This window comes from Lactococcus sp. SK2-659 (assembly GCF_020218185.2).
GTDB lineage: Bacteria > Bacillota > Bacilli > Lactobacillales > Streptococcaceae > Lactococcus > Lactococcus lactis.
In genome coordinates this window covers 1069745-1094759 of record NZ_JAIWQZ020000001.1, presented here as the reverse complement: position 1 = coordinate 1094759, position 25015 = coordinate 1069745, and the positions used below count along the sequence as shown (strand labels likewise).

Genomic DNA, 25015 nt, shown 5'->3' with positions numbered 1-25015 from the left:
TTACATAATCATGTAAACTACTACAAAAATAGAAAAAAAGTGATATAATAAACTGTAAGTATACAAGGAGGACGGCGCTCTTGCCAAAAACAATAGCATTTAAGCATGATACAGTCTTACTACATGAAACCGTAGATATGCTTGAAGTAAAGCCAAATGGAATTTATGTTGATGCGACACTAGGTGGCGCAGGACATAGTGAGTATCTTCTTAGTAAACTGACTAATGGTCATCTTTATTCATTTGACCAGGATGAAACTGCTCATGAAAACGCAAAAGTACGCTTAAGTGAGCAACTTGCAGAAGATAAAGTAACATTGATTAAAAGTAATTTTCGCTATCTTAAATCAGCTTTAGCTGAATTAGGAGTCACGAAAATTGATGGAATTCTTTATGATTTAGGAGTTTCCAGCCCACAATTCGATGATAGTCAACGAGGTTTCTCTTATAAAAAAGAGGCAAGATTAGACATGCGGATGGACCAAAATCAAACTCTTTCTGCTTATGAAGTTGTAAATGAATATCCTTACGAAGCATTAGTTCGCATTTTTTTCCGCTACGGCGAAGATAAATTCTCTAAACAAATTGCTCGTAAGATTGAACAAGCAAGAAAAATTAAACCTATTGAGACAACAATTGAGCTTGCAGATTTAATAAAATCTGCATTGCCTCAAAAAGAACTCAAGAAAAAAGGGCATCCAGCCAAACGCATTTTCCAAGCGATTCGTATTGAAGTAAATGATGAACTTGGAGCAGCGGAAGAATCAATCGAACAAGCCATTGATTTATTAAAAGTTGATGGTCGAATCTCGGTAATTACTTTCCATTCTTTAGAAGATCGTTTAACAAAAACAATTTTCAAAGAATATAGTACAGTTAATGTTCCTAAGGGATTACCGATGCTTCCTAAAGATATGGAAGCTAAACTAAAATTGATTAATCGCAAACCAGTTCTTGCAAGCGAAGAAGAACTCGAATTTAATAATCGAGCTCATAGTGCAAAATTAAGAGTAGCGCAAAAACAAAGAGATTAATCAAATAACAAGTTGGTCTAATAAAGAGGGTTTTCCCACTTGAGGATTGTTTTTGGATGTCTTATATAAATGAAATAACAATATTTAGCTTTTCTCTTTTCAATGGTGAAGAGAGTAAGCTGAATTTCTTTAGTAAGATAAACGAGTGGAGGCAAAGATGGCAGCACAGCCTAAAGAATACTTCGATATAGAAACTGCGGCGAAAAAAGATAGTTATCTTATTGATACAGAAACTTTAGCGCCAGAAGTTCTAGCAAGTAAGTTTAAAAAGTTTTCTGGTGTTGAAAAGGTATTCTATCTGACAATGGTAGTTGCTGCTTTAGTGTTGGCTGTTGGTCTACTTTATGTTAAGACTAAGACACTTGAAGTTCAAGGGAATACAATGGACTTACGTTCAAAAATTTCTCAAGAAACAACCCGAAAAACTGAGTATGATCAACAAATTTTAGATTTAACATCAGGTACTAAAGTGCTTGATACGGCGAATAAAGCTGATTTAAAACAAAATCCTTCTAATGTATTGAAAGCAACGAAATGATAAAATTTTTAAAAAAACTAATTTTCTTTCCTTTTAGAAAAGTATCACGAAATGCCCGAAAAACGAATTGGAGTACAGAAAGAAATCGTAAACGAGTAGGTAAGAGCCTGTTTTTCCTAGCTATTGCGCTGTTTACGGTTTTTATATTTCGTTTTGTCTGGCTAATTACCGTCAATCATGTCGGTGGAACCAATCTTACAACGATGGCCAAGAGCAACTATCAAAGCACAGTAACGGTTCAGGCGAAGCGTGGGACAATATATGACCGTACAGGTGCGGCCATTGCGGTAGACTCAAGCACCTATACAATTTATGCTGTAATTGATAAAACACAGGTTGATTCAAACGGAAATCCTCTTTATATTGATAAGAAAGATTTTACCAAAGTTGAAGATTTCTTGAATAGTAAACTTAAAATTGACCGTGATTTAATTAAAAAGCAGCTCAATTCTAAATTGAAACAAGTCCAATTTGGGAATAAAGGGAGTGATATCACTCTTGAACAGATGAAGGATATTCAAAAAGCGGCTGAGAATGAAAAAATTGTTGGACTTGGTTTCACGGCAAATATTTCTCGTTCTTATCCTTTTGGAAATTTTGCTTCTCAATTTATTGGTATTGCTCGTCCTAAAGATGAAAATGGGACTCAAGCTCTCAAGGGTGATATGGGCTTGGAAAAAGCCTTCAATAATGTTTTGAGTGGTGAAAATGGTAAAGAAACTTATCAAAAAGATATCTATGGTCGCCCAATTCCAGGAACAACTAAAGTCATTGAACCTGTTAAAAATGGTCAAGACGTTTATACTACACTTGATGCACAACTTCAAAGAAATCTTGAAGGATATATGGACAAGGCGGCTACGGATACTGGAGCACAACAACTTTCAGGAACTTTAGTTGATGCTCATACCGGTGAGATTTTAGCAACAAGTCAACGTCCAACCTATACGGCAACAACGATCAATGATGCTGAGAAACAAAAGTATTTCACTTGGAACAGTTTGCTCTCACAATCAGCCTTTGAACCGGGTTCAACATTTAAAACTTTCTTGATGGCTGGAGCGCTTGATAGTGGAAAAGTAAATCTTAATGAAACTTACCAACGGAAACTTCAAGTTTATGATACAACGATTAATGACTGGGATGTAACAGAAAATAAAAGTTATACTTTGCCAGAAACCGTAACCTATGCTCAAGGTTTTGCTTTATCTTCAAATATTGGGATGAGTAAAATTGAAATGAATATGGGAGATGCTTTATGGGGAAGTTATCTTAATAAATTTAAATTTGGTCTTAAAGTAAGAGCCGGTTTAGATGGTGAAAATCCGGGAGCCCTTCCTTCATCAAATGCCGTTTCGCAAATTCAATCTTCATTTGGTCAAGGGGTTGCGGTTACTCCACTTCAATTGATTAGAGGTTGGACGGCTATTGCTGGAAATGGAACAATGCTTGAGCCACATATTGTCAGCAAAGTAGTAGATCCGAATACAAAAACAAGTTTGACTTCTAAAGCAGAAGTTGTTGGACATCCGGTCTCTAATGATGCAGCAAGTGGTGTGCGTGATTTGATGTTAACAGTAAATACTGACCCTGTTTACGGAACATCTTATTCAACAAGTGGTGATTCTGAGCAAAATCTTGCTGCTGGTCCTTTATTTATGGTCAATGGTGAACCGGCTGCAGTTAAAACGGGGACAGCCCAAATTGCCTCAACAACGGGTGGTTATATGACAGGTTCTCAAGATTACCTTTACTCTGCTGTTGTGATGTATCCTGCTAAGAATCCTGATTTTATTTTCTATATGAATGTAAAAATTCCTACAGAAAGTTGGACACTTAAATATATTGCTCGAGTGGCAAATCCATTGTTAACAAGTGCTGAAGCAATGAAAAATGATTTATCAGTTAGTGCTGATACTGATACTAAAGCTGGTAAAGTGACCATTGAGAATTATAAAGGCAAAGATTCAGGAGATACTGCTGATAGCTTACGCCGTACTGTCCTTAGTCCGGTTATTATCGGGACAGGGGCAAAAGTAACTGCTCAATCGATTGCCGAAGGTGAAAAAGTTTCAGCAAATTCACGAATTTTACTTTTGACGAATGATAAAGATCAGGTGATGCCTGATATGTATGATTGGTCGAAAAAAGAAGTTGAGCAATTGGCTAATTGGTTTGGAATTAAAGTAACTTATGAAGGGTCAGGAAATAAAGTCTTGACTCAGAGTATCGAAACTTCTACCAATGTTAAAAAAGGTCAAACTCTAACTGTTAAAATGGGAAATTAAAAATTATTGATTGAGGCTCCACAGACACTAGTCTATGTGGAGCTTCAAAAATTAGGAGAAGAAAATGTTATTGAATGGGATAGTGGCGGCGGTAATTACAATGATTATAACAATCATTGGTATTCCTCGCTTCATTATGTTCTTCCACAAGAAAAAATTGGGTGGGCAACCAACCCTTGAAGATGTAAAACAGCATGCTAGTAAAGCTGGGACTCCTACAATGGGTGGTTTTGTCTTCGTTGTTGTGAGTTTAGTAGTTTCATTAATTGCCGCTTTGGTTTTTGGCAAATTTAGTCCAGCTTTTATTACTGCGTGGTGGGTCTTTGCCATGTATGCTGTCATTGGCTTCTTAGATGACTTTTTGAAAGTATTCAAACAAATTAATGAAGGTTTGACTGCCAAACAAAAAATGTTGGCTCAAATTTTAATTGGGATTGTTTCCTATTTCATTTACAGTCATGGCGAAAAATCACATATTATTCATCTTTTAAGTTGGGAATTTAATATTGGGATTTTCTTTTCAATTTTCATTATTATTTGGCTTGTAGGTTGGTCAAATGCGGTCAATCTTACTGACGGAATCGACGGTCTTGCCTCAATCACTGTTGCGATTTCACTGACAGCTTATGCAGTTATCGCAGTAGCACATCACCAGTATGATGTTTTGTTAATTATCTTGTCAGTCATTGGTGGTTTGCTTGGATTCTTTGTCTTCAATCACAAACCAGCAAAAATTTTCATGGGTGATGTTGGTTCGTTGGCTTTGGGTGGTTTTCTTGCAATTGTATCAATCCTACTTCATGCCGAATGGACTTTGCTTTTAATTGGTGCGGTTTATGTCGTTGAAACACTTTCAGTGATGCTACAAGTTGCTTATTTTAAGAAAACAGGCGGTAAACGTATTTTTAGAATGACTCCTATTCATCATCATTTTGAACTCGGTGGATTTTCTGGAAAAGCAGCTGGTTGGTCAGAATGGAAAATTGACATTGTCTTCTGGTTATTTACAGCAGTGCTATCAGTAATTGCGCTTTGTATTTACTTTGCTTTTTAATTAATAAATTTACTGACAGAATGGTCAGTGAAAAGTCGCTCTTGTGAGCGACTTTTTTTATTTTTTAAAGTTAATATTTTACTGACAGAATGCTCAAGAAAATATTATTTAACTTTTAGAAAAGCTTAAGTTTTACTTGGGTTGAAATTAAGTTTTAACAATTATAATCAATTTATCAAGAAAAGAAAGGATTCCAAAATGAAAAATGTTCTTAAACTTTTAAAGGGGAAAGAAATTATTTTTGTTTCATTACTAACATTAATTGTTGGTGGAGTAGGTGGCTTTTTCATTGGTAAGGGCCAAAGTAATCAATCACAGCAAAATAATTTTCAAGAACAAATGCAAAATCGCTTTGGACAAAATGGACGGAGTCCAGACACTAATAGCGGTGCGACTACGGGTGGTTCTAACAGTCAGTCAGGTAATTCAGGAACGACACAAGAAAGTAGTGACGAAAGTGGAACTGCATCAGCATAAAGGGCCAAGTGGTTTTTAAGGACGTTGAGCCAATCATTCTTTCTGTCTTTATTTTTAATAAATTGACTGACGTGCTTAAAATCGACTTACAAAAAAGAGTCTATCAGAAGAAGACTCAGAAATGAGGAAAATATGGATTTTATAAGACGTGCATGGTTTTTCACTAAAGCCAAAATTGGACGGACAATACTTTTAATTGTTGCCTTTTCAGCAATTTTAATTTTTGTACTTTCAGGATTAATTATTAATAGTGCAGCTAATGTTTCTATTGATAATGCTAAAAAATCAGCTGGAGCAACCGTGTCACTCTCTGTTAACATGCAAAATGTTATCAAAGAAGCACAAAATAGTGCAACATCAAGTTCAAGTAGTAGCAGTTCAAGTGATACTTCTGAAGCAGGTAAACGATTTAATATTGATTTACCAACGATTTCAGAAACAACTGCTGAAAATATTGCCAAACTTGATGGTGTAAAATCAGCAAGTTTCACTTATCAGGCTCAAGCATCAGCAAGTTCTGGTATTGAAAAAGTTTCAACAAGTAGTAGTTCTTCAAGTTCATCAACAGATACGCAAGCAGCTGGTGGATTTGGTGGACGTGAAGGAGGAATGGGCGGAGCTTCCCAAGAGGACTTCACAATCAGTGGGACAAATGATTTAGCAGCAAGTACAAGCTTCACAGATTCTTATAAGATTAGTTCTGGACGCGCAATTAAGGCTTCAGATGAGGGGACGAACAATGTTGTCATTGAATCAACCCTTGCTAGCCAAAACTCGTTAAAAGTGGGTTCAACTTTCACAATCAAAGATAGTAATGACAAAACATATAAAATGACTGTTGTTGGTATCTATACAACAACAAGTAGCTCGACAGAAAGCTCAATTCAATACATGAATACAATGTATACTGCACTTTCTGTAGCAAATTCTATCAAAGGTACGACTGGCAAAGTATCAAATGCAACTTATAGCATGGAAAATCCTGCACAAGCAGATACTTTTGTAAAAGCTGCTAATAAAATAGTTAATGACAGTAATTTCCAAGTTTCTAAAAATGACCAAGCTTATCAAAATGTAAAATCATCATTGAATAATGTTGCAAGTTTTGCTAGAAATATTGTACTCATTGTAGCAATTGCTGGAGCCATTATCTTAGCGCTTATCGTGATGCTCATGGTTCGGGAACGTCGTTTTGAAATTGGTGTTCTGATGAGTCTTGGAGAATCAAAACTCAAAATTATTGGTCAATTTTTCTTTGAACTCTTCATGGTTATGATTGTTTCGGTTGGTATTGCATCAGCTGCTGGAAATGTAGTAGGAAATGTCGTTGGACAACAACTTTTAAAACAAGAAACAACGCAGACAACGACAAGCACAAGCAACATGCAAGGAGCTCCAGGAGCAAATGGAGGCAAAACCGAAGGTCAAAGACCATCAGGAAATGCTGGCGGATTTATGGGGCGTGCAGGCGGAGCAATTGGCTTTGGACAATCAGCTTCTGAAGCAAAAGCACTTGAAAAATTGAATATTAAAACTTCTGTCAGCGAAATTTTACTTCTTGTTGCTATTGCGATTTTGATTACACTAATCGCTGTCGGTCTAGCAAGTATTGGAATTCTCAGATTGAATCCTAAACAAGTTTTAACAAATTGATTTCTAAGAAGAACCAGTCTAATAATTTACTGACAGCTTTCGTTATTGATAAAAAAATAATCACCAGATTCTGTCAGTAAATTTTTAAAATGAGAGGAGCAAAGATGACTCTAAAAGTTGAAAATTTAACTTATTATTATAGCAACCCCGATGACTATCTATTTAAAGATGTCACAGAAAGTTTTGAAAAAGGCACGATGTATGCCATTCTAGGACAATCCGGCTCAGGAAAAACTACTTTTCTTTCCCTGCTTGCCGGACTTGATACACCAAAATCTGGAAGTATGTCTTTTGATAATAAAGCAATCAAATCAAGTAATTTAACAAATTATCGTAAAAAAACAGTAAGTACCGTTTTTCAAGCTTATAACTTACTGACCTACATGAGTGCTTATGACAACGTCAAAACAGCCGTAAAAATCTCGTCAGTAAAATTTGAAAATGAAAAAGCAGCAATAGAAGAAGCGTTGAATAAAGTAGGATTGAGCACAGACCTAATTTATAAACCTGTCAGTAAACTTTCAGGTGGTCAGCAACAAAGAGTGGCCATCGCTAGAGCATTAGTTTTAAATCATGAGATAATTATTGCTGACGAACCCACAGGGAATCTCGATGAAGAAACAACAGCTCAAATTGTTGAACTCTTTAAAGAAATTGCTCATAAAGATAATAAAATTGTGATTCTGGTTACTCACGAAAATGAAGTTGCCAAAGCATCAGATGTTGTATTTACCCTTAAACATCGTAAATTTGAAAAGACAGCATAGAATATAAAAACCATTACAATAATTGTAATGGTTTTTTATCCAGCCAAAACAGATAAGCTCAAGGTTTATGGACAATTAAACTAGAGTTGCTCAATAATACTTATGGCACTAAGAATAATTACAAAATTATGTTAAAATAGCTTCTAGGAGTATAGCCATGAGTTTAAATTTAAGAGATCTTGAATATTTTTATCAATTGTCAAAATTGCGTTCGTTCACCAATGTTGCCAAACATTTCAGGGTTAGTCAACCCACTATTTCTTACGCAATCAAACGTTTAGAAACCTACTATGACTGTGATTTATTTTATAAAGATTCCTCGCATCAGGTAGTTGATTTAACTCCGGAGGGCGAACTTTTGGCAATGAGAACCAATGAAATTCTCTCTGAACTAAATCACACGAAAAAAGCTATTCATCGTTCGAGTATGAAAGATTTTAAAGTTGGTTTTCCGCCAATTATAAGTTCATATCTTCTATCAAAGCAAGATAATTTGAACTTTTTGAATGCCTTACATATGATTTATGGTGGTTCTAATGAACTCTTGAGCCTACTTTTAAATGAAGAAATAGATTCGAGCCTTTTAGGAAGTCTAGAAAAGATTAAGCATCCCCAATTAGAAATAGAAGAACTCTTTCAAAAAGAATTTTTTATCATTATGTCGGATAGTCATCCACTAGCCAATGAAAAAGAATTAGGATTTAAAGATTTACTTAATGAAGACTTTATCTTATTGGGAGAGCATAATATCCACTTTAATGCCTTTAATCGTTTAAACGAAAAATATAATCAATCAGCTAATGTAGTTTTGAAATTAGATGATGCTCATACCATAAAAGAGCTTGTCAGAAAAAATTTAGGAATCAGTCTTATGGCAGATATCCGCTTATCAGAAGACTTTAAAAATCTAGTTAAAGTACCATTTATTGAAGAAGATAAACAATTCTTTCATATTAATTATGCCTATCAAAAAAATTCTATTCTCTCTGAAAGTGAAAAAAACTTTTTAGAAATATTGAAAACATTAAAATAAATATTGCATAAGATCATCAATGATTTGGTGCTTTTTTGATAGTAATTATTTACAGTAGAAAGCGCACAAAAAACTTTCAGGAAATGTTATAATTAGAAGTATGATATGAATCGTTTTTAGAGCAAATAGCATTATCCAGTCAAAGAAAAATATAAGGAAATTATATTATAATTTATTAATCACTAAATATTTGAGAAGAAATTAATAAGAAGATAAGACTAGATAGGAATTAAAGTAAAATGGAAAAAGATTATTTAAAAACAAGATTTGAACCAGAAGAATTTGAAAAATTAAAAAAGAAACTTGTCAGATATGAGTGTGCTTTAGATGTTGTCAGAACTCAACTTTCTAATCTAAATACCTATTATAATAATTTTGAGGCAATCAACCCAATTGAGCATATCAAACATCGTTTAAAATCACCGGAAAGTATTGCAGGAAAGCTGAAAAAGAAAGATTTACCTGTGACCGCTGATGCTGCTGATGAACATTTATCAGATATTGCAGGAATTCGTATTATTTGTTCTTATGCTAAAAATATCTATGAGATTGTTGAAATTATCAAAAGCCAAGAAGCATTTACAGTTGTTAGCGAAAAAGATTATTTAAGAAATGTAAAAAAAACAGGCTATCGTAGTTATCATATGATTGTCGAAGTTAATTTAGGACATCTATTTAGTGAACAAACCTGCCGAGTTGAAATTCAGTTGCGAACTTCGGCAATGGATTTTTGGGCAACGTTGGAACATAAAGTTCGCTATAAATATGATGGACAAATTCCTGAACAACTCAGTGGTGAACTACAAAATTGTGCAGAGCAAATTCATGCACTAGATGAAAGAATGTATCTTATTCATAAAGTTGTGGATATGATTAATCAGTCCGAAGTTGATATTGAACAAATTGGTTACTAACTAATAAAACAAAAATAAGAACTTGTCAAAGGATGGATAATCTGTTATACTTATTGAGTATGTTTTTGCATACTAATAAAACTGTTCATCCGCTGAGCTTAATTTGCTAGATGCTGCTTAATGATGGGCAAGAGGAGAAAAAAATGAACCTTATCGAATCTATCAACGCTGCGCAACTCCGCACTGATATCCCTGACTTCCGTCCTGGTGACACTGTACGTGTTCACGCAAAAGTTGTCGAAGGAACTCGCGAACGTATCCAAATGTTCGAAGGCGTTGTTATCGCTCGTAAAAACTCAGGAATTAACGAAACTTACACTGTTCGTAAAATCTCAAACGGTGTTGGTGTAGAACGTATCTTCCCAGTTCACACTCCACGTGTTGAACAAATCGAAGTTATCCGTCACGGTAAAGTACGTCGTGCGAAACTTTACTACCTCCGTGCACTCACAGGTAAAAAAGCTCGTATCGCTGAACGTCGTCGTTAAGATACACCAGTTTAACCGCTCTATTGAGCGGTTTTTTTTCTTAGTTAAATAAATGATTTCCTGTCTAGCTCATTGAAATGATTTTAGAGAATTTTTTTAATACTTTAGTACTAGTAAAATAAATTTATTTAGTCGTATAGTATGATAAGCGATATTATGTTTAAGAAAAAGAAAGTGGGATGCATGGAAAATCAAGAAATTTTAGTCTCTGTCAAACGTTTTATTGAATATGGGTTATCCAGCAAGTCACAAACATGCCGTGTCGAATGGTTTTGGGATGTATACAGTAGAGGACGGAAAGATACAAAAAGTTTGGTTTTCAGAAGATATTTTAAGCATGCTCATGCAATTTGGACATATTAAATAATAGAAATACTGACTATTATGCATAAAATAAAAGACTACTCACGGGTAGCCTTTTTGTTTTTTTATAATATGAGATTGAAAAGTTGCTTGATAATCTATTAGCGAGATATTGTAATGAAAAAAAGACGAAATATATTGGAATTTACTGACGGAAAATGAGATAATTAATAAAACGTAGTTTATAAAATACAGCAAAGTCATCAAATTCAGAAAGGACTGAAATGAAAAAAAATATCAGCCGAGAAGAAGCAAAGAAATCTTTAGTCTATGACCCTTATTTTGAAAAAGGCCATTATGGGAGTAAAATTTTTCAAACAATAATTGCTCTTTTAGGATGGTGTGGTGTTGTCATTCCATTTTTATGGATTATTTTTCCTTTTGTTTTTCCAAATCGAGCAGGTCTTAATCATATCATTGTTTATAGAGAAGAAAAATCTACACTTCTATTTCTTTTCATTTTTCTCTCTTTATCTTTTGTTTTCCTAGCTATTTTATATATCATCCTAACTTTTTGGAATAATTATCGTTTTAAACATTTTCTACAAAAAGAAAAGCAGTACGATGCTGAACGTGTCGATGTAAGACGAAAGTTAATTAATCAAGCTTATGATGAACGATTTGGCACAAAAGATTTTCGCCATAATGTTTGTTTTTATTCGGTCAAAGAAGAGCAAAATTTGGAAACAGATTTTGTGAAAAAACTTTATCAGAAGGGAGAAAACAATGATTAGTTTTGTTCAAACGGGAAATGGCATTGTTGACTTTATTCTGACACTGATATTTCTGGTGTTAATTACTTATCCAATTTTAGGCGGATTCGCCTGGTTTATTGGAGTCTTATGTTATAGCTTTTTGTTCAAATATAAGCAAAAGGATTGGGATGATATTCCAGTAGAAGTTGAACCTTTTGTTACTATAATGGTTCCAGCTCATAATGAAGAAATAGTCATTGAAGATACACTTAATTATTTAATGACAAAAATTAATTATGAAAATTATGAGGTTCTAGTTACTGATGATGGTTCAACTGACCGAACCCCCGAAATTTTAAAAGAATTACAAGAAAAATATGATAAATTGCGCGTGATTAGAATTGAAAAAAATAAAGGAAAAGCGCATGCCTTTAATATTGGTTTAGGATTTGCAAAAGGAGAACTAGTTTTAAGCAACGATGCAGATACTGTTCCAGAACCTGACTCTTTAAATCGCTATATCAATTATTTTATTCGACAAGATTCTACTAACATCTCAGCAGTAACAGCTAACATGGATGTTCAGAATCGTGCAAAATTGATTGCGAAATCTCAAACAGTTGAATTTTCTAGTATTGTAGGAATTATTAAACGGACTCAACTTGGTGTGCTAGGGAGTATTTATGCCTATAGTGGTGCAAATACGATGTATCGAAAAGATGCCTTAATTGATGTCGGTTTGTTTCGACAAGATAGAGCCACAGAAGATATTAGTATTGCTTGGGACCATCAAATGGACGGTTGGTTATCATTGTTCGCGCCCCGTATTATGTTCTTTATGGAGGTTCCAGAATCTCTGAAAATGCTCTATCGTCAAAGGAAACGGTGGGCCAAAGGTGGAACAGAGGTTTGGCTGACTAATTTTAAAAAAGTATTTTTACACCCTTTTGACAATGTTGGCCGAACAATTATGTTTATTGACCAAAGTTTCAGCATTATCTGGTCATTCTTTTTCTGGATTTCGTCAGCAATTTTTATCTGGTCTTTATTTCAATTTGCCATTACCGGAAACTTAGAACGGATTTATCACATGTTAACGATGGCCTTTCTTTTTGTTTGCTTTGAAATGATTTCGGGGACTTTTCAATTAGTCGCTTCATTAATAGTTGATGACCGTGGAAGAAAAGTAAAATATCTATTATTTGCTCCACTTTATATGCTTTTTTACTGGGTAATGAATGCATTAACCATTGTAACGACTTTTGTTCCAGCAGTAAAAACTATTCTAGGTTTGGGGTCTGGAACATGGAAAAGTCCGGAGCGTAAAGGGATAAAAGTGACAAATAAAAAAGATAATTGAAATTACTAACAATAAAAATTTGATTTTATATCTTATCATTTGAAAATTTTTGAGGAGTTTAAGTACTCCTTTTTTTGAATTAATTTTTTTAAGAAGACTAATAATAAAAATAATAACTTGCTTAAAGATAAGGAAGCGTAATTTTTTAATCATCAAGGACAAGATACTGTATTCATTATGTTATAATTAAATGAGAATTGAAGAATATTTTTTGGAGGTAAAGTTATGTTAACAGATTTTGAAAAACTTCGACGCGGAGTCGGATTTAGTGGAATAATTTCAATTATTATTGGTTTATTGATATTATTCTTACCTACAAAAACAGCAGCTATTGTCGCAGCTCTTGTAGGGGTAGCACTCGTAATTATGGGTGTCATTTATATTGGAGCAAATCTAGTCAAAAGAAGTGAAGAAAAAGGAAATTTCTGGAGAATTTCCCATCTCTTGTTGGGATTTATCTACTTATTTGCAGGAATTTTTGTCTTTTCAGATTTGAATGCAGCCGCAGAATCACTTTTTGTCCTTATTGGTATTTTTGTGGGGATTAGTTGGATTGTAGATGGAATTGTAACTCTTACAGTTTTGACTAATTTCAATAGTAAATTCTGGGGGATTTTCTTAAGTGTAATTAGTATTATTGCTGGTTTTACTTTAGTATTTTCTCCACTTTGGGGAGGGGTAACTTTGTGGTTACTTCTTGGAATCGAGTTTTTAATTGTTGGGTTCATCAAAATGATTCACTATTACAGATGGGATAAATAGAAACGAAAAGGCCGACGAATTTCGGCTTTTTTTATTTATGCAACTTTATTAGAGATAAATAAAATTTTTATGGAACAAAATTGGTAATGGTTGGTCTCAAAAAAATCTAAAGAATATATTTGGAAGCGTCTGACAATTTTTTATTCGTGATATAATTTTTAGTGGACGTTTTTTGACGTTCTTAGATTGGGGATGAGAATGAAAAATTATCTCAAATGGCTCAAAGATGAGCTAAAATCAATTAATACAGCCGGAAGTATCATGCTTTCGTTTATCATAGGAGTACAGTTGGCTTTCTTTTTAACGTCAACAATTACGGTTTTATCAGTAATCACTTTGATTGCTACCTTAATGGGGTCGGCATGTACAGTTTACATGATGATTGGAAAACCAATTAATGGTCTTTTGGGACTGATTAGTGCTTTTGGTTATATCTATATTAACTGGACTGCTGGTCACTATGCCTCTGTTTTAGATCAAATTGTTTTTGTTTTGCTGATTGACTTGCCATTGATTTTCACTTGGAAAACTTGGGGACATCGAATTGAAAATGGGGTCAAATTCATGAAGACAAAAGGATGGATTTTGACAATCATCAGTATGTTGGTTCTTTGGTGGCCGATTACAACCATTTATACAAAACTTGGAGACACCAATCCTTTATGGGATGCTATTACTTTAATTATTGGAGCTGCGGCTTCAATCTTGGTTGTTAGAGGTTATGGGGATAGTTACTCACTTTGGCTCTTATCTGATGTGGTCATGATTATTTTATGGGCAACAGCACTTATGGATGGCTATTCTGCAAGTTCTTTAGCAATGCTTCTAACTATTACTTTCTATTTGGTTACTTCTTTATATGGAAAATTCTTTTCTATTTGGAAGAATGACAAGAAGGCAAGTGGAGAAGTAGTAACTGAGAGAAACTAAAAAGGGAGTTGCTCATTGAGCAGCTTTTTTTATTTAAAGTATAACAAAAGCACCTACTCTCAAAATTAAAGTAGATGCCTTTATCGATTGGGATACTCGCCCATTTTTTTCTCCTTAAACTAATTGTTCTAAGTTTTGTACAGCTTCTTCAATAGTATCTCCAGCACCATAAATATTTGAATCATTTACAAGTGATGCTCTAAAGATATTATGAGAAGTATCTAGAGTTACTGTATATTGGAAAAATTTGTTTTTGTTAGTGAATGTCATAGTACATTCTCCTTTCTTTATTTATTATACGAAAGGGAACCAAATTGGTTCATAACGAAATTCCAACTAAATTGTAGCATAAAGAAATCAGAATATCAAAAAAAGTGATTTAATATTTTCATAAAATTATATTTTTACTTCTAAGTAAAATTGGAAAAGAAGTCTTAAAAATAAAAGTTTCTTCTAAAAATATAGTGAGTGTTTAGTTGGACTTCTTAAATATTTTATCATAGAATATAGTAAAGGAGGCGTTTACAATGAGAGATGAATACAAGAAAATTTTAGTTGCAGTTGATGGCTCTGACCAATCGAAAGAAGCAATTCACGAAGCAGTCGCCATTGCCAAAAGAAATAAAACTTCATTATTTGTTTTACATGTTAAAGACGAAACAAGACTTCGGGGAACTCCTTATGCTTTGGCAATTAATTTGGATGATTTAGAAACAGAATCTAAAGAAATTATTGCTGAAGTCGAGGCTCTGATTAATGATGAAGTTGAGTTTGAAGTCCATGCCTTTACAGGAAATCCAAAGAAAGAAATCATTAATTTTGCAAAGCAATTTGAATTGGATTTGATTGTAGTCGGTTCAAATGGTAAGGGATTATTAGACAGGATGTTAGTCGGTTCGACGACAAGTTATGTTGTTAATCATGCGCCTTGCAATGTTATGGTTGTAAAATAACCAAAAAATCTTGGCGAAAGCTAGGATTTTTTATGAAGATTTATATGATGACAAAAGAATTCACTAGAGTTAGTGAAGAAAAGGATGATAGGGGAATGTAGAGAATAGGAGGAATGAGTTAATGGCGTCGAAACAGGAGTTAATTGATTATGTAGCAGACCGTACAGAACTTTCAAAAGTGAATGCAGCAAAGGCAATCAATGCCTTTGTCGAGGCAATCACTTACTATATTTCTGAAGGGACTCCCGTGCATATTTCAAATTTTGGAACTTTTGAAGTTCGTAAACGTGCAGCCAGAGTCAGTCATGATGTTCATTCAAGAGAAAAAATTTTAGTAGGCGAACAAAATATTCCGGTATTTAGAGCTGGAAAAGCTTTAAAATTGGCTACGAAACAAGAACTATCTGATGAAGATATGGTGATTGAAACATTGAGCAATATGATTTTGGAAGTTCAGCATCATGATTAACACCTGTTAATGGCTATTATTTTCCAAATAGAATGATAAAAAACGATTCTTCAAAAAGAACCGTTTTTTAATTTATGAGCTCAACTAATAGATTAGCAATTTGAGTGGGTGTTTCCTTTTGTTTTCGACGAATCCACGATTGAGTAGTTCCAAAAATAGCATTAGCATAGTAGGTTGTCGCATAAATTTCCCCTAATTTTCCTAATTTAAGATGTTTAGACTGAGGGAAAAAGGAACTTTGAATAAGTTCTTTGAGTTTTTGCAACATAAACTGGTGGATTTCTTTGCTACCATTTTCCGAAAGAAGAGCGGCATAGATTTGATTTCCTTTTAGAAATTCAAAAGTTTCAAGCATCGTTGCATGAATATTTCCGTTATTTTTTTCAAAGACATATTGAATAGTCTCAAAAAGTCGACGTTGATAGGCTTCAATCATGTCATATTTATCTTGATAATGAGTATAAAAACTACTACGACTAACTTTAGCTAATTTCACAAGTTCAGTCGTTGAAATTTGGTCAAAAGATTTCTCGCCTAAAAGTTGAATCATGGCATCTCGTAATTGAAGTTTTGTACGATCTTTTCTGCTGTCATTGGACATTATAGGGGGACCTCCGTCCTTTTTAGAATGTAAGTGCTCTATTTAGACAAATTTAAAGATGTGTCCAAAACTGAATGGATAATAATTGTCAAATTTTCTAAAAAGTTTATAATACGTATTGTAACAGTTTTTGGACGTGTTGTCCATAAAGAAAGGGGAAAAGATGTTAAAAAAAGAATGGCAAGCCATTTTAAAGCACAAATTTTTTATTATTGTTATTATCGCATTGGCACTTGTACCAGCAATTTATAACTATATTTTCTTAGGTTCTATGTGGGACCCTTATGGTAAACTTAATGACTTACCGGTAGCAGTTGTAAATTTAGACAAGACGTCTGAATTGAACGGTAAAAAATTCAAACTTGGTGATGATGTCATTGCTGAAATGAAAAAATCAAAGGATTTAGATTATCATTTTGTTTCAGAGGATAAAGCTTCTAAAGGGATAAAAAAAGGTGATTATTACATGGTTATCACTTTTCCAGAAAACTTTTCAGAAAATGCAACGACTTTAATGAATAAGAAACCCAAAACGGTCCAGTTAGATTATCAAACAACACGTGGTCATAACTATATTTCATCAAAAATGAGCGAAAGTGCGATGAATCAGCTGAAATCAGAGGTTTCTAAAAATATCACAGAAACTTACACCAAAGAAATTTTTGCTAAGCTTGGTGATATGAAGTCAGGAATGAAAGAAGCTTCTGACGGTTCAAATAAATTGGCTGATGGAACTTCTTCAGCATTGGATGGTTCAAAAGAATTAAGTAGTAATTTGAATACTTTATCTTCATCAAGTTTAACTTTTACTGACGGCGCAAATAATTTGAATTCAGGCTTAAATAAATATGTATCAGGAGTGAATCAGGCTGCCAATGGGGGACAACAACTTTCTTCTGGTGCTGACCAATTTGTCAGTGGAACGCAACAATTAGCAGCAGGTACACAAACGCTGGCTGATAAATCAAAAGAGCTGTCAGCAGGAATTTCACAAATTTCTCAAGGGTCAGAAGCGGTGAGTCAATTGCAATCGGGTGTGCAACAACTATCCGAAGGCTTAAGTCAAATGGCTCAAAAAACAACTTTATCCGAAACTCAACAGCAAAATATTAGTGCTGTACAAAATGGTCTTACTGAATTAAATCAGGAGTTACAAAAAAATACGATTGACCCAAATTTGGCTGCCAATATCCAAAAAAACTTGGAAGGTCTTGGAGCTACGGTCACAAATCTAGCTAATGATCAAGTGGCGGCCTCTAAGACAGCAGTTGAAAGTACTGAGACTTTTAAAACTTTAAGCGAAAGTCAGAAAACAGATATAAGAAATGCATTAGATAATTCTGTTGGTGCCGGAGCAGTTCAAACCGATTTACTATCATTAAATAAGAATATTACAGGAGTCCAAGACAGTCTTACAAGTCTACTACCAATGTTTGGAAAAATTGCTGATCTTAAAACATTAGTTCCAGGCGCAAGTCAAATAATTGCTGACCTTTCAGGTGGTCTGAACGAAGTAAACACTAATGTAAACACAAAATTTATTCCTGGTATCAATCAGTTAAATGCTGGTTTGACGAATTTTAATGACCAGTTAACTTCTGGAAGTCAAAAATTAACTTCTGGTTTTGCCCAATACGCTGACGGAGTTAATCAAGCAAACGCTGGCGCTCAACAATTAGCAAGTAAATCAAAAGATTTACAAAGCGGGACAATGCAATTAGTTTCTGGATTGTCACAATTACAAGCGAATGGTTCAACTTTAACTTCAGGTTCAAATCAATTGGCAGGGGGCGCTCAACAAATTTCCTCTGGTTCACAACAATTGGCAAATGGAGGTTCAAGTTTAACAAGTGGTTTGGGAACGCTAAATACAGGGGCTAATAACTTGTCAATAGCGTTAACCAAAGCAGATGATACTCTCTCATCAACTAATAATTCTAATGAAAATGCTAAAAAAGTAGCTGCACCGTTGAAACTTAAACATACTGACCATGACAATGTACCAGAAAATGGTGCAGGAATGACACCATACATGATTAATGTTGCTCTCTTTATCGGTGCCCTTGCGACAAATGTTGTGATTGGAATTGGTTTCTCAGGTGAAAAATGGAAATCTGGTCGCGAATTTATGTTGGCGAAAATTGGTACAAATGGTTTGGTAGCACTTTTACAAGGAATCATCGTCTGGGGAGCTGTTGCTCTTCTTGGATTGAGACCAAATCATTTGTGGGAAATGTTGTTGTCAGTACTTTTAATCAGCTTCGCTTACATGGCAATCAATACTTTCTTCTTAACGGCTCTAGGTAAGATTGGTGAATTCCTTATGATTGTAGTCTTAGTTCTACAACTGGCGACGAGTGCAGGAACTTACCCCTTACAACTGGCGCCTAAAATATATCAAGTCATCAGTCCTTGGTTACCAATGACTTATGGTTTAAAAATGTTACGCGAAACCATTGGTTTGAATGGAGCAATTTTACCAGAAGCAATTCTATTTGTGGTTATTATCGCTCTCTTTACTTTCATGTTGAGTTTCTTCAAGAAATTCTCGCGTTTTGCATAAAATAAATTACTGACAGAAAATTTTATGAATAAATTTTTTCTGTCAGTAATTTTTTATCTAGAAATTTTAAAATAAATTTGGTAAAATAAAGCTGTAAAAAGAATTTGACAATTTGGATTTGTCCTAGAAAGCACATTCGTTCAACTTTTAAAGTTTTGCTTTTTATGACAGCCTAAGGAGATAAAATGGCAGATAAATACACAGAAGAGCAAGTGAATGAAATCAAGGACAAAATTCTCTCTGCCCTTGAAAACGTCATTGACCCAGAGCTTGGGATTGATATTATCAACCTCGGATTAGTTTATGAAATTAGCTTTGAAGATAACGGATTTACAGAAATTAAAATGACATTGACAACAATGGGTTGCCCTTTGGCGGACCTTTTGACTGAACAAATTCATGATGCTTTGAAAGAAGTGCCAGAAGTTGGTGAAATCAAGGTGAACTTGGTTTGGTATCCAGCATGGACAGTTGATAAAATGAGTCGTTATGCCCGTATTGCTTTGGGAATTCGATAAATATAATAAAAGACTCCTTAGTCAGCATTGACTAGGGAGTTTTTTATTTATTAACGAAATTCATTATTCAATTATAAGCTTTTTGTCTGTATATTTTAATCTTTGGTATTTTATTTTAAAAAATAATATTTTTTTATTAGTTCTAATTTCTAAAAACTTAGTCATAACAAGAGGTTTAAACCAATAAAAAAACATTTAATTTAGGTAATGCATTTGTTATTTGACTAAAAGTATAGGTCGTGTTATAATTTTTTTGCTTAGGAAATATTTTGAAAATTTAATTTAAGCAATTTTGGTTAGAGATTTTCTAACCATCGGTAGGTGAGGCTACCACAGGGATACGGGTTGCTGCCGCAGAGTCGTGGAGACACGATGAGAGGGCCAACAGTTCACGTCGAAAAAAGAAGGCGTGAAATAGTGCAACAACATCGCCCTGCGGAGCTAAAGCTTGAACGATACTGGGTACTTTAGTTCACTTGATAGTGTATCTTTTTGAAATCATACCTTGTCTACGTTCAACCGGCGTAGGCAATTTTTTTATAAAAAAGGAGGTGGTGAAAATGGAAGCACAGAATAACAGTGGCTCAGACCCTGGGAGCTATAGAAAGAAAGATAGCATAAAAGTGGACAAGCATTTTTATCACTTCAATCTAATCTAGTTCTCTGAGTTAGAGCTGTACAATCAAAATCTACTATAAAGCAGAAATTGAGGTACAAGCCGATGACAAAAATATTAATTCATACAACAATAAAAAATAAGAAAATAAGAAAGAAAAAGTTATTCATTGATTTGCAACTAGAAATACTCTTGTCGTTCATTTGGAAAATTAACAAAGGGGGATTCATTTATGGATAAAAAAATTACAAAAAATAGTTTTTTAGATTTATCTATTTTGATTCCTTATTTGATTCTTTCAGCTGTTGGCTTACTCATGGTGTTTTCAGCAACTGTCCCCTATCAAATTAACCGAGGACTATCTCCTTATCGATTGGCAATTTCTCAAGGAGTCTTTATAATTATAAGTTTTGTGGCTTTAATTATTACTTATCGAGTAAAATTAAGAATTATAAAAAATGAAAAGATTTTAAAAATAATTTTTCTAATTATTATCTTGCTGATGATTTATTCAAGGGTTGGACCTAATACATCAGCGAATGGAGCGCATGGATGGATTCCCTTACCAGGGATCGGAACCATTCAACCTGTTGAATTTGCAAAACTTTTTACTGTTTGGTTTCTTGCGTCTATCTTTTCTAACAGACAAGAAGAGATTGAGAAAAATGATATTCAAGCAATTTTTAAGGGTAACAATCTCATAAAAAAAGTTGTAGGGGGATGGCGATTTCCGATTATCTTACTAATGATAGTGGAACTCAGTATGCCTAATTTAGGAAATACAGCAATTATTGGGCTCTTAGCCTTGATAATGATTGGTGCAAGTGGAATTTCTTGGCGATGGTTTTCAGGTTATGGGAAGATGTTGCTTACGATTAGTCTTAGTTTTTTGCTCTTTCTTTTTATCAGTGGAGGCGATTTGATTCCAGGTTCTTATATTAATGCACGATTTAAAGCATTCGTTAATCCTTTTACTGACTTGGCTTCTTCGGGTCATCAACTTGCTAACTCATATTATGCGATTGTAGATGGTGGCTGGTTTGGAAGAGGACTGGGGAATTCGATTGAAAAACAAGGATTTTTGCCTGAAGCTCATACAGATTTTATATTCTCAGTAATAGTAGAAGAATTGGGAATCATTGGTGGAATTATAATCCTAGCTGTCATTTTTTTCATGATTACCCGAATGCTTTTGGTGGGGATGCGGGCAAAAGATCCATTTAATTCAATGATTTCAATTGGTTGTTCATCTTTTTTGCTGATACAAGTTTTTGTCAATTTAGGTGGAGCAATTGGTTTGGTTCCAGAAACAGGTGTCACCTTTCCCTTTTTATCACAAGGTGGATCATCATTTTTAATTTCAACTTTGGCAGTAGGACTGGTTTTGAATAGCTCGGCTGACGAAAAATTAAAGAGTTTAAGTAAGTTATAATTTTTAACAAAAGAAAGAAGTATTCTTGATATGAAAAGAAAAGAAATTAGACAAAAGAAAAAAATAAAAAGGTCTAAAAAGGTATATTTTGTTCGTTTTATGTCCCTTTTTGTTATTTTAGTCGTGGCAGTTAGTGCGGTTATCTATGTTCAAGCAGAGAAAACATTAACGAAAACTCATGTAAATACAAAAATAAAAAGTTCTAGTATATCTGCAAAAAAACCACTAACTATATTGCTTATGGGAGTGGATACTGGTGATAATAGTCGAGGTGGGGCAGATTCATGGAATGGAAATTCAGATTCTCAAATTATTTTAACATTGAATCCTCGGACAAAAACAACCACTATTATTTCAGTGGAACGAGATACGATGACGAATATTGAAGATGCATCTGGAAAAATTCAATCTACTCAAAAAATGAATGCTGCTTATCCTTTAGGATTTAATAATGGTGGGTTATCATCTGCTGTCACTTATGCCATGAAAACGATTGGTAATCAAGTAGGGCTTAATCTTAATAATTTTATGATTGTTAATATGGACGGTTTAGTAAATCTTGTGAATGACGTTGGAGGAGTAGAAGTTGTTAATGATACTAATGGCTCAGATGTCTATCAAGGGACTGATTCAGGTAAAATAACTTTGCCTGGTTCAGATAAAATTGTAGATAGTGGAGCGATTTATATCTCAAATACAGAACCTGAATATAAAGCTTATGTTCCTTATCTTTCAGGAAATCCTAAGCAGCTCATCAACGGAGAACAAGCTTTAGTTTTTGTCCGAGATAGAGATACGTTAGCTAATGGGAATTATGGACGCGCCGCTCATCAACGAGAAGTTATGACTGAATTAATGAACAAGATGCTTAGTCTTAATAGTGTTTTTAAATATCAATCATTTTTAAATGATATTTCATCAGATTTTAAAACGAACATTTCAATAAATCTTGCTAATTTGACCGCACTTATGGCTTATAAAGATTGTCTTAACAAAGTAGTTTCTGTTCAATATCAAGGAGTAAGTCAAATGGTGGATGGTGGAAGTTATGAATTCATACCAAAAAATGTGGATTTGGCTATTCAAAATATAATGAGACAAGCAAATGATGAGTCTGTCACTGATAAGCTTGATCAAAGTGTCATTACTTATGAAAACTATTTTGGAAGTCAAACTGACCAATATTATATGCCTTCTGCGACGGTAACTATCAAAGGTGAAAAAAGTGAAACTTATGGAGTGGATACTAAAGGGAGTCTAGTAAAAATAAATAAGGAGAATGCCCAAGACTATGTTTCAAGTCAAGGAGGAGCTTTAGTCGCTAATTAAAATAGAGAAAATAAAATAATGTTAACCAGTTGACATTGTTTTATTTATGATATATACTTAACTGGTTAACTAAATTAATAAATGAAAGGATAATATTTTGGCGAAGAAATCAAAAATTGCTAAATTTAAAAAGCAACAAAAATTAGTTGCTCAATATCAAGAGCTTAGACAGAAACTTAAGAAGAAAAAAAATTATGAAGCTCTCAGAAAACTGCCTAAAGATTCTCACCCCAATCGAATGAAAATGCGAGATCGAATTGACGGAAGACCCAGAGCCTACATGCGAAAATTTGGTATGTCACGAGTTAATTTTAGAAAATTGGCGCATGAAGGTAAGATTCCAGGAGTTAAGAAGTCAAGCTGGTAGAAATCTTTTTGAACAATCTTATGGGATATGATAAAAATTTTTTTATTAAGTAATTTAAAGAATGCTTCATCTTAATGAATGGAGTATTTTTTCTCTATTTTGCTTAAGTAAATTTAAGTCTTAAGTCCGAGAAAAAGTAAGCTTTTTTTTGGTACAATAGATTTATGAATAAAAAATTGAAAGCAATCTTTATTATAGAAATTTTTATTGTATTAGGATTGATTTTTCATGTGATTAGTACACCGCGTATGTGGGTAGTTCTAGCTTTAGCTATTCTCTTTACTATCTTGGCGACTCGTTCGCGTGCGCGTGTATTACGTATCATAAGTTTCATTTTTGGGGCAATATCGGTAATGATTCTCTTCACAGTTGGATGGTTCTGGTTAGCAATTATCTTCCCTACGATTGCTTGCATCGTTTTTTGGAAAAATAATCCACGAGAAGGAGGAGTAAGAAATTTTTCTTACGAAGATATTTCTCAAGATGAATCTGAGTCAATCATGAATGAAAATCAAAATGATATCATTGATCTTGATGATGTTACTTTTAAACCTTCTGGCAATAGTCTTTCTATTAAAAAAAGGACAGGTAATACAAAAATTATTGTTCCTGAGGACGTAGGAGTTTCGCTTGATTTAACAACAAATGCTGGGCTTGTAAAGATTTTCAATGAGGCAGCACAAATTAATGCGGGAAATGTTCGTTATTTTAGTGAAAATTTAGATCAGGCGGAAAAACGAATTAAAATCAATATCCGTGTTGATTCAGGAAATATTGAGGTGATTAGAGGATGAAAAAATCACTTTTCACAACCTTTTTAGCAGTTTTTAGTATCATCCTTATTATGTACCTTCTACTATTTATAATGATGAATAGTGGTCAGCCTTTAGGGGGACTAAATACTGCTAATATTATTAGGGAACTTCGAGATAATTTCTATGGCTTATGGATATTTATATCAGTTGCAGGATTACTTGCGCTGATTTTTACCCTTTTTAATCATATTGAAAATATGGCTATTCAACAAAAATTTCAAGATGATATTAAACTTTTAGAAGAAAATCAACAACCTGAATCTCCTGAATTACAAGCTGTTCATGATAAAATTATGAATATGTCAGCTGAACTCCAAGAATTATCTAAGCAAAAATCTGCTGACAAAGCTGAAATTATTGAATTAGAGCGTAAAAGAATTTCACGGGAACTTCATGATTCTGTCAGTCAAGAACTTTTTGCAGCGACAATGATTTTATCTTCTGTTGCTGGTTCGACACAAAATTTGACTAAAGAACAAATCGAAACACAGGCACAATTGGTTTTAAAAGTGCTCCATTCTGCACAAAATGAAATGCGAGCGCTCTTACTACATCTTAGACCAGTAGAATTAGATGGTAAGAGTCTAGCAGAAGGGCTGTCAGCACTGACAGACGAACTTCAAGCGAAAATATCAGCAAATATTACGGTTAAATTGGCTGACATTGAAGCAACGAGTAATGTTGAGGACAATTTATTTCGAATGGCTCAAGAGATTTTATCGAATACTTTGCGTCATTCGCAAGCCGAACACATTGAAGTTTCTTTAAGAGAATCACTTGGAAATATTTTCTTAAAAATTGCTGATGATGGAGTCGGTTTTGATGTTTCTACTAGTGATAAGACGGCCAGTTACGGTTTAGCCAATATCAAAGAGCGTGCTTTATTAATTGGTGGAGATGCCAAAGTAACGTCGGCACCAGGTGCGGGGACAACTGTTGAAATCATTATCCCTAAAGCGAAGCCGAGCCTTTAAAAATGATGAGTATTTAGAAAGA

Annotated in this window: 26 protein-coding genes and 1 riboswitch; of the genes, 24 read left to right on the top strand and 2 right to left on the bottom strand. The window is 34.0% G+C overall.

Features of this window, described 5'->3' with window-relative positions:
- Positions 1 to 80 precede the first annotated feature (80 nt).
- The 15 genes from rsmH (at position 81) to pnuC (ending at position 14356) form a co-directional block, all read left to right on the top strand.
- Positions 81 to 1034, top strand: coding sequence for a 16S rRNA (cytosine(1402)-N(4))-methyltransferase RsmH (gene rsmH / locus LDP15_RS05160; RefSeq protein WP_015426165.1), 954 nt, complete (start codon positions 81 to 83; stop codon positions 1032 to 1034).
- A 157-nt stretch (positions 1035 to 1191) separates the two neighbouring features.
- Complete coding sequence (locus tag LDP15_RS05155; protein ID WP_003131357.1) at positions 1192 to 1572, top strand: cell division protein FtsL; 381 nt, start codon at positions 1192 to 1194, stop codon at positions 1570 to 1572.
- On the top strand, positions 1569 to 3860 hold the full coding sequence (locus LDP15_RS05150) for a penicillin-binding protein (protein WP_015426166.1): 2292 nt from the start codon (positions 1569 to 1571) through the stop codon (positions 3858 to 3860). Before LDP15_RS05155 ends, LDP15_RS05150 begins: the two co-directional genes overlap by 4 nt.
- Positions 3861 to 3924: 64 nt before the next feature.
- A complete protein-coding gene (gene mraY / locus LDP15_RS05145; RefSeq protein ID WP_015426167.1) occupies positions 3925 to 4914 on the top strand; it encodes a phospho-N-acetylmuramoyl-pentapeptide-transferase in 990 nt (329 codons plus the stop codon).
- Positions 4915 to 5112: 198 nt separating this feature from the next.
- Positions 5113 to 5391: a hypothetical protein gene (locus LDP15_RS05140; protein WP_015426168.1), complete on the top strand. Its 279-nt coding sequence runs from the start codon at positions 5113 to 5115 to the stop codon at positions 5389 to 5391.
- A 132-nt stretch (positions 5392 to 5523) separates the two neighbouring features.
- Complete coding sequence (locus LDP15_RS05135) at positions 5524 to 7044, top strand: ABC transporter permease (RefSeq protein WP_225513315.1); 1521 nt, start codon at positions 5524 to 5526, stop codon at positions 7042 to 7044.
- 104 nt (positions 7045 to 7148) lie between these two features.
- A complete protein-coding gene (locus LDP15_RS05130) occupies positions 7149 to 7811 on the top strand; it encodes an ABC transporter ATP-binding protein (protein WP_042230209.1) in 663 nt (220 codons plus the stop codon).
- A 157-nt stretch (positions 7812 to 7968) separates the two neighbouring features.
- The gene (locus tag LDP15_RS05125) at positions 7969 to 8844 is read left to right on the top strand and encodes a LysR family transcriptional regulator (RefSeq protein ID WP_012897518.1); all 876 of its coding nucleotides are present in this window, start codon (positions 7969 to 7971) and stop codon (positions 8842 to 8844) included.
- A 239-nt stretch (positions 8845 to 9083) separates the two neighbouring features.
- On the top strand, positions 9084 to 9758 hold the full coding sequence (locus LDP15_RS05120; RefSeq protein ID WP_003131377.1) for a GTP pyrophosphokinase family protein: 675 nt from the start codon (positions 9084 to 9086) through the stop codon (positions 9756 to 9758).
- Positions 9759 to 9901: 143 nt separating this feature from the next.
- Positions 9902 to 10246, top strand: a complete 345-nt coding sequence (rplS, locus tag LDP15_RS05115; RefSeq protein ID WP_012897519.1) for a 50S ribosomal protein L19 — start codon at positions 9902 to 9904, stop codon at positions 10244 to 10246.
- Between the two features lie 229 nt (positions 10247 to 10475).
- A complete protein-coding gene (locus LDP15_RS05110) occupies positions 10476 to 10613 on the top strand; it encodes an ester cyclase (protein ID WP_225513314.1) in 138 nt (45 codons plus the stop codon).
- Positions 10614 to 10833: 220 nt separating this feature from the next.
- Positions 10834 to 11343, top strand: a complete 510-nt coding sequence (locus tag LDP15_RS05105) for a hypothetical protein (protein WP_015426171.1) — start codon at positions 10834 to 10836, stop codon at positions 11341 to 11343.
- The gene (locus LDP15_RS05100; protein ID WP_015426172.1) at positions 11336 to 12664 is read left to right on the top strand and encodes a glycosyltransferase; all 1329 of its coding nucleotides are present in this window, start codon (positions 11336 to 11338) and stop codon (positions 12662 to 12664) included. The genes LDP15_RS05105 and LDP15_RS05100 overlap by 8 nt, the downstream gene beginning before the upstream one ends.
- 225 nt (positions 12665 to 12889) lie before the next feature.
- The gene (locus tag LDP15_RS05095) at positions 12890 to 13426 is read left to right on the top strand and encodes an HdeD family acid-resistance protein (RefSeq protein ID WP_010905603.1); all 537 of its coding nucleotides are present in this window, start codon (positions 12890 to 12892) and stop codon (positions 13424 to 13426) included.
- Between the two features lie 198 nt (positions 13427 to 13624).
- The gene (gene pnuC, locus LDP15_RS05090; protein WP_042230211.1) at positions 13625 to 14356 is read left to right on the top strand and encodes a nicotinamide riboside transporter PnuC; all 732 of its coding nucleotides are present in this window, start codon (positions 13625 to 13627) and stop codon (positions 14354 to 14356) included.
- 114 nt (positions 14357 to 14470) lie between these two features.
- Here pnuC and LDP15_RS05085 read toward each other — a convergent pair whose 3' ends face one another.
- The gene (locus LDP15_RS05085) at positions 14471 to 14626 is read right to left on the bottom strand and encodes a hypothetical protein (protein WP_003131383.1); all 156 of its coding nucleotides are present in this window, start codon (positions 14624 to 14626) and stop codon (positions 14471 to 14473) included.
- 257 nt (positions 14627 to 14883) lie between these two features.
- Here LDP15_RS05085 and LDP15_RS05080 point away from each other — a divergent pair, with 257 nt between their 5' ends.
- Both LDP15_RS05080 and LDP15_RS05075 read left to right on the top strand, forming a co-directional pair.
- Positions 14884 to 15309, top strand: coding sequence for a universal stress protein (locus LDP15_RS05080; RefSeq protein WP_015426174.1), 426 nt, complete (start codon positions 14884 to 14886; stop codon positions 15307 to 15309).
- Between the two features lie 121 nt (positions 15310 to 15430).
- Positions 15431 to 15778, top strand: coding sequence for an HU family DNA-binding protein (locus tag LDP15_RS05075; protein ID WP_015426175.1), 348 nt, complete (start codon positions 15431 to 15433; stop codon positions 15776 to 15778).
- Between the two features lie 67 nt (positions 15779 to 15845).
- Here the strand turns inward: LDP15_RS05075 and LDP15_RS05070 are convergent, their stop codons facing one another.
- Positions 15846 to 16379, bottom strand: a complete 534-nt coding sequence (locus LDP15_RS05070; RefSeq protein ID WP_003131387.1) for a TetR/AcrR family transcriptional regulator — start codon at positions 16377 to 16379, stop codon at positions 15846 to 15848.
- Between the two features lie 163 nt (positions 16380 to 16542).
- Here LDP15_RS05070 and LDP15_RS05065 point away from each other — a divergent pair, with 163 nt between their 5' ends.
- The 7 genes from LDP15_RS05065 to LDP15_RS05035 all read left to right on the top strand — a co-directional run bounded on the left by LDP15_RS05065 (position 16543) and on the right by LDP15_RS05035 (position 24993).
- Positions 16543 to 18942: a YhgE/Pip domain-containing protein gene (locus tag LDP15_RS05065; protein ID WP_015426176.1), complete on the top strand. Its 2400-nt coding sequence runs from the start codon at positions 16543 to 16545 to the stop codon at positions 18940 to 18942.
- A 185-nt stretch (positions 18943 to 19127) separates the two neighbouring features.
- Positions 19128 to 19460: a metal-sulfur cluster assembly factor gene (locus LDP15_RS05060; RefSeq protein WP_003131392.1), complete on the top strand. Its 333-nt coding sequence runs from the start codon at positions 19128 to 19130 to the stop codon at positions 19458 to 19460.
- A gap of 306 nt (positions 19461 to 19766) precedes the next feature.
- Positions 19767 to 19928: riboswitch (M-box (ykoK) riboswitch) on the top strand.
- Positions 19929 to 20308: 380 nt separating this feature from the next.
- Positions 20309 to 21508 carry an FtsW/RodA/SpoVE family cell cycle protein gene (locus LDP15_RS05055; protein ID WP_015426190.1) on the top strand — a complete coding sequence of 400 codons (1200 nt, stop codon included), beginning with the start codon at positions 20309 to 20311 and terminating at the stop codon, positions 21506 to 21508.
- Positions 21509 to 21538: 30 nt separating this feature from the next.
- Positions 21539 to 22837 carry an LCP family protein gene (locus tag LDP15_RS05050; protein ID WP_015426191.1) on the top strand — a complete coding sequence of 433 codons (1299 nt, stop codon included), beginning with the start codon at positions 21539 to 21541 and terminating at the stop codon, positions 22835 to 22837.
- Between the two features lie 97 nt (positions 22838 to 22934).
- Positions 22935 to 23204 (top strand): 30S ribosomal protein S14, encoded by a 270-nt coding sequence (gene rpsN, locus LDP15_RS05045; protein ID WP_015426192.1) that lies wholly within the window; start codon positions 22935 to 22937, stop codon positions 23202 to 23204.
- 164 nt (positions 23205 to 23368) lie between these two features.
- Positions 23369 to 23998, top strand: a complete 630-nt coding sequence (liaF, locus tag LDP15_RS05040) for a cell wall-active antibiotics response protein LiaF (protein ID WP_225513313.1) — start codon at positions 23369 to 23371, stop codon at positions 23996 to 23998.
- The gene (locus LDP15_RS05035) at positions 23995 to 24993 is read left to right on the top strand and encodes a sensor histidine kinase (RefSeq protein WP_015426194.1); all 999 of its coding nucleotides are present in this window, start codon (positions 23995 to 23997) and stop codon (positions 24991 to 24993) included. The genes liaF and LDP15_RS05035 overlap by 4 nt, the downstream gene beginning before the upstream one ends.
- The last annotated feature ends 22 nt before the right edge of the window (positions 24994 to 25015 follow it).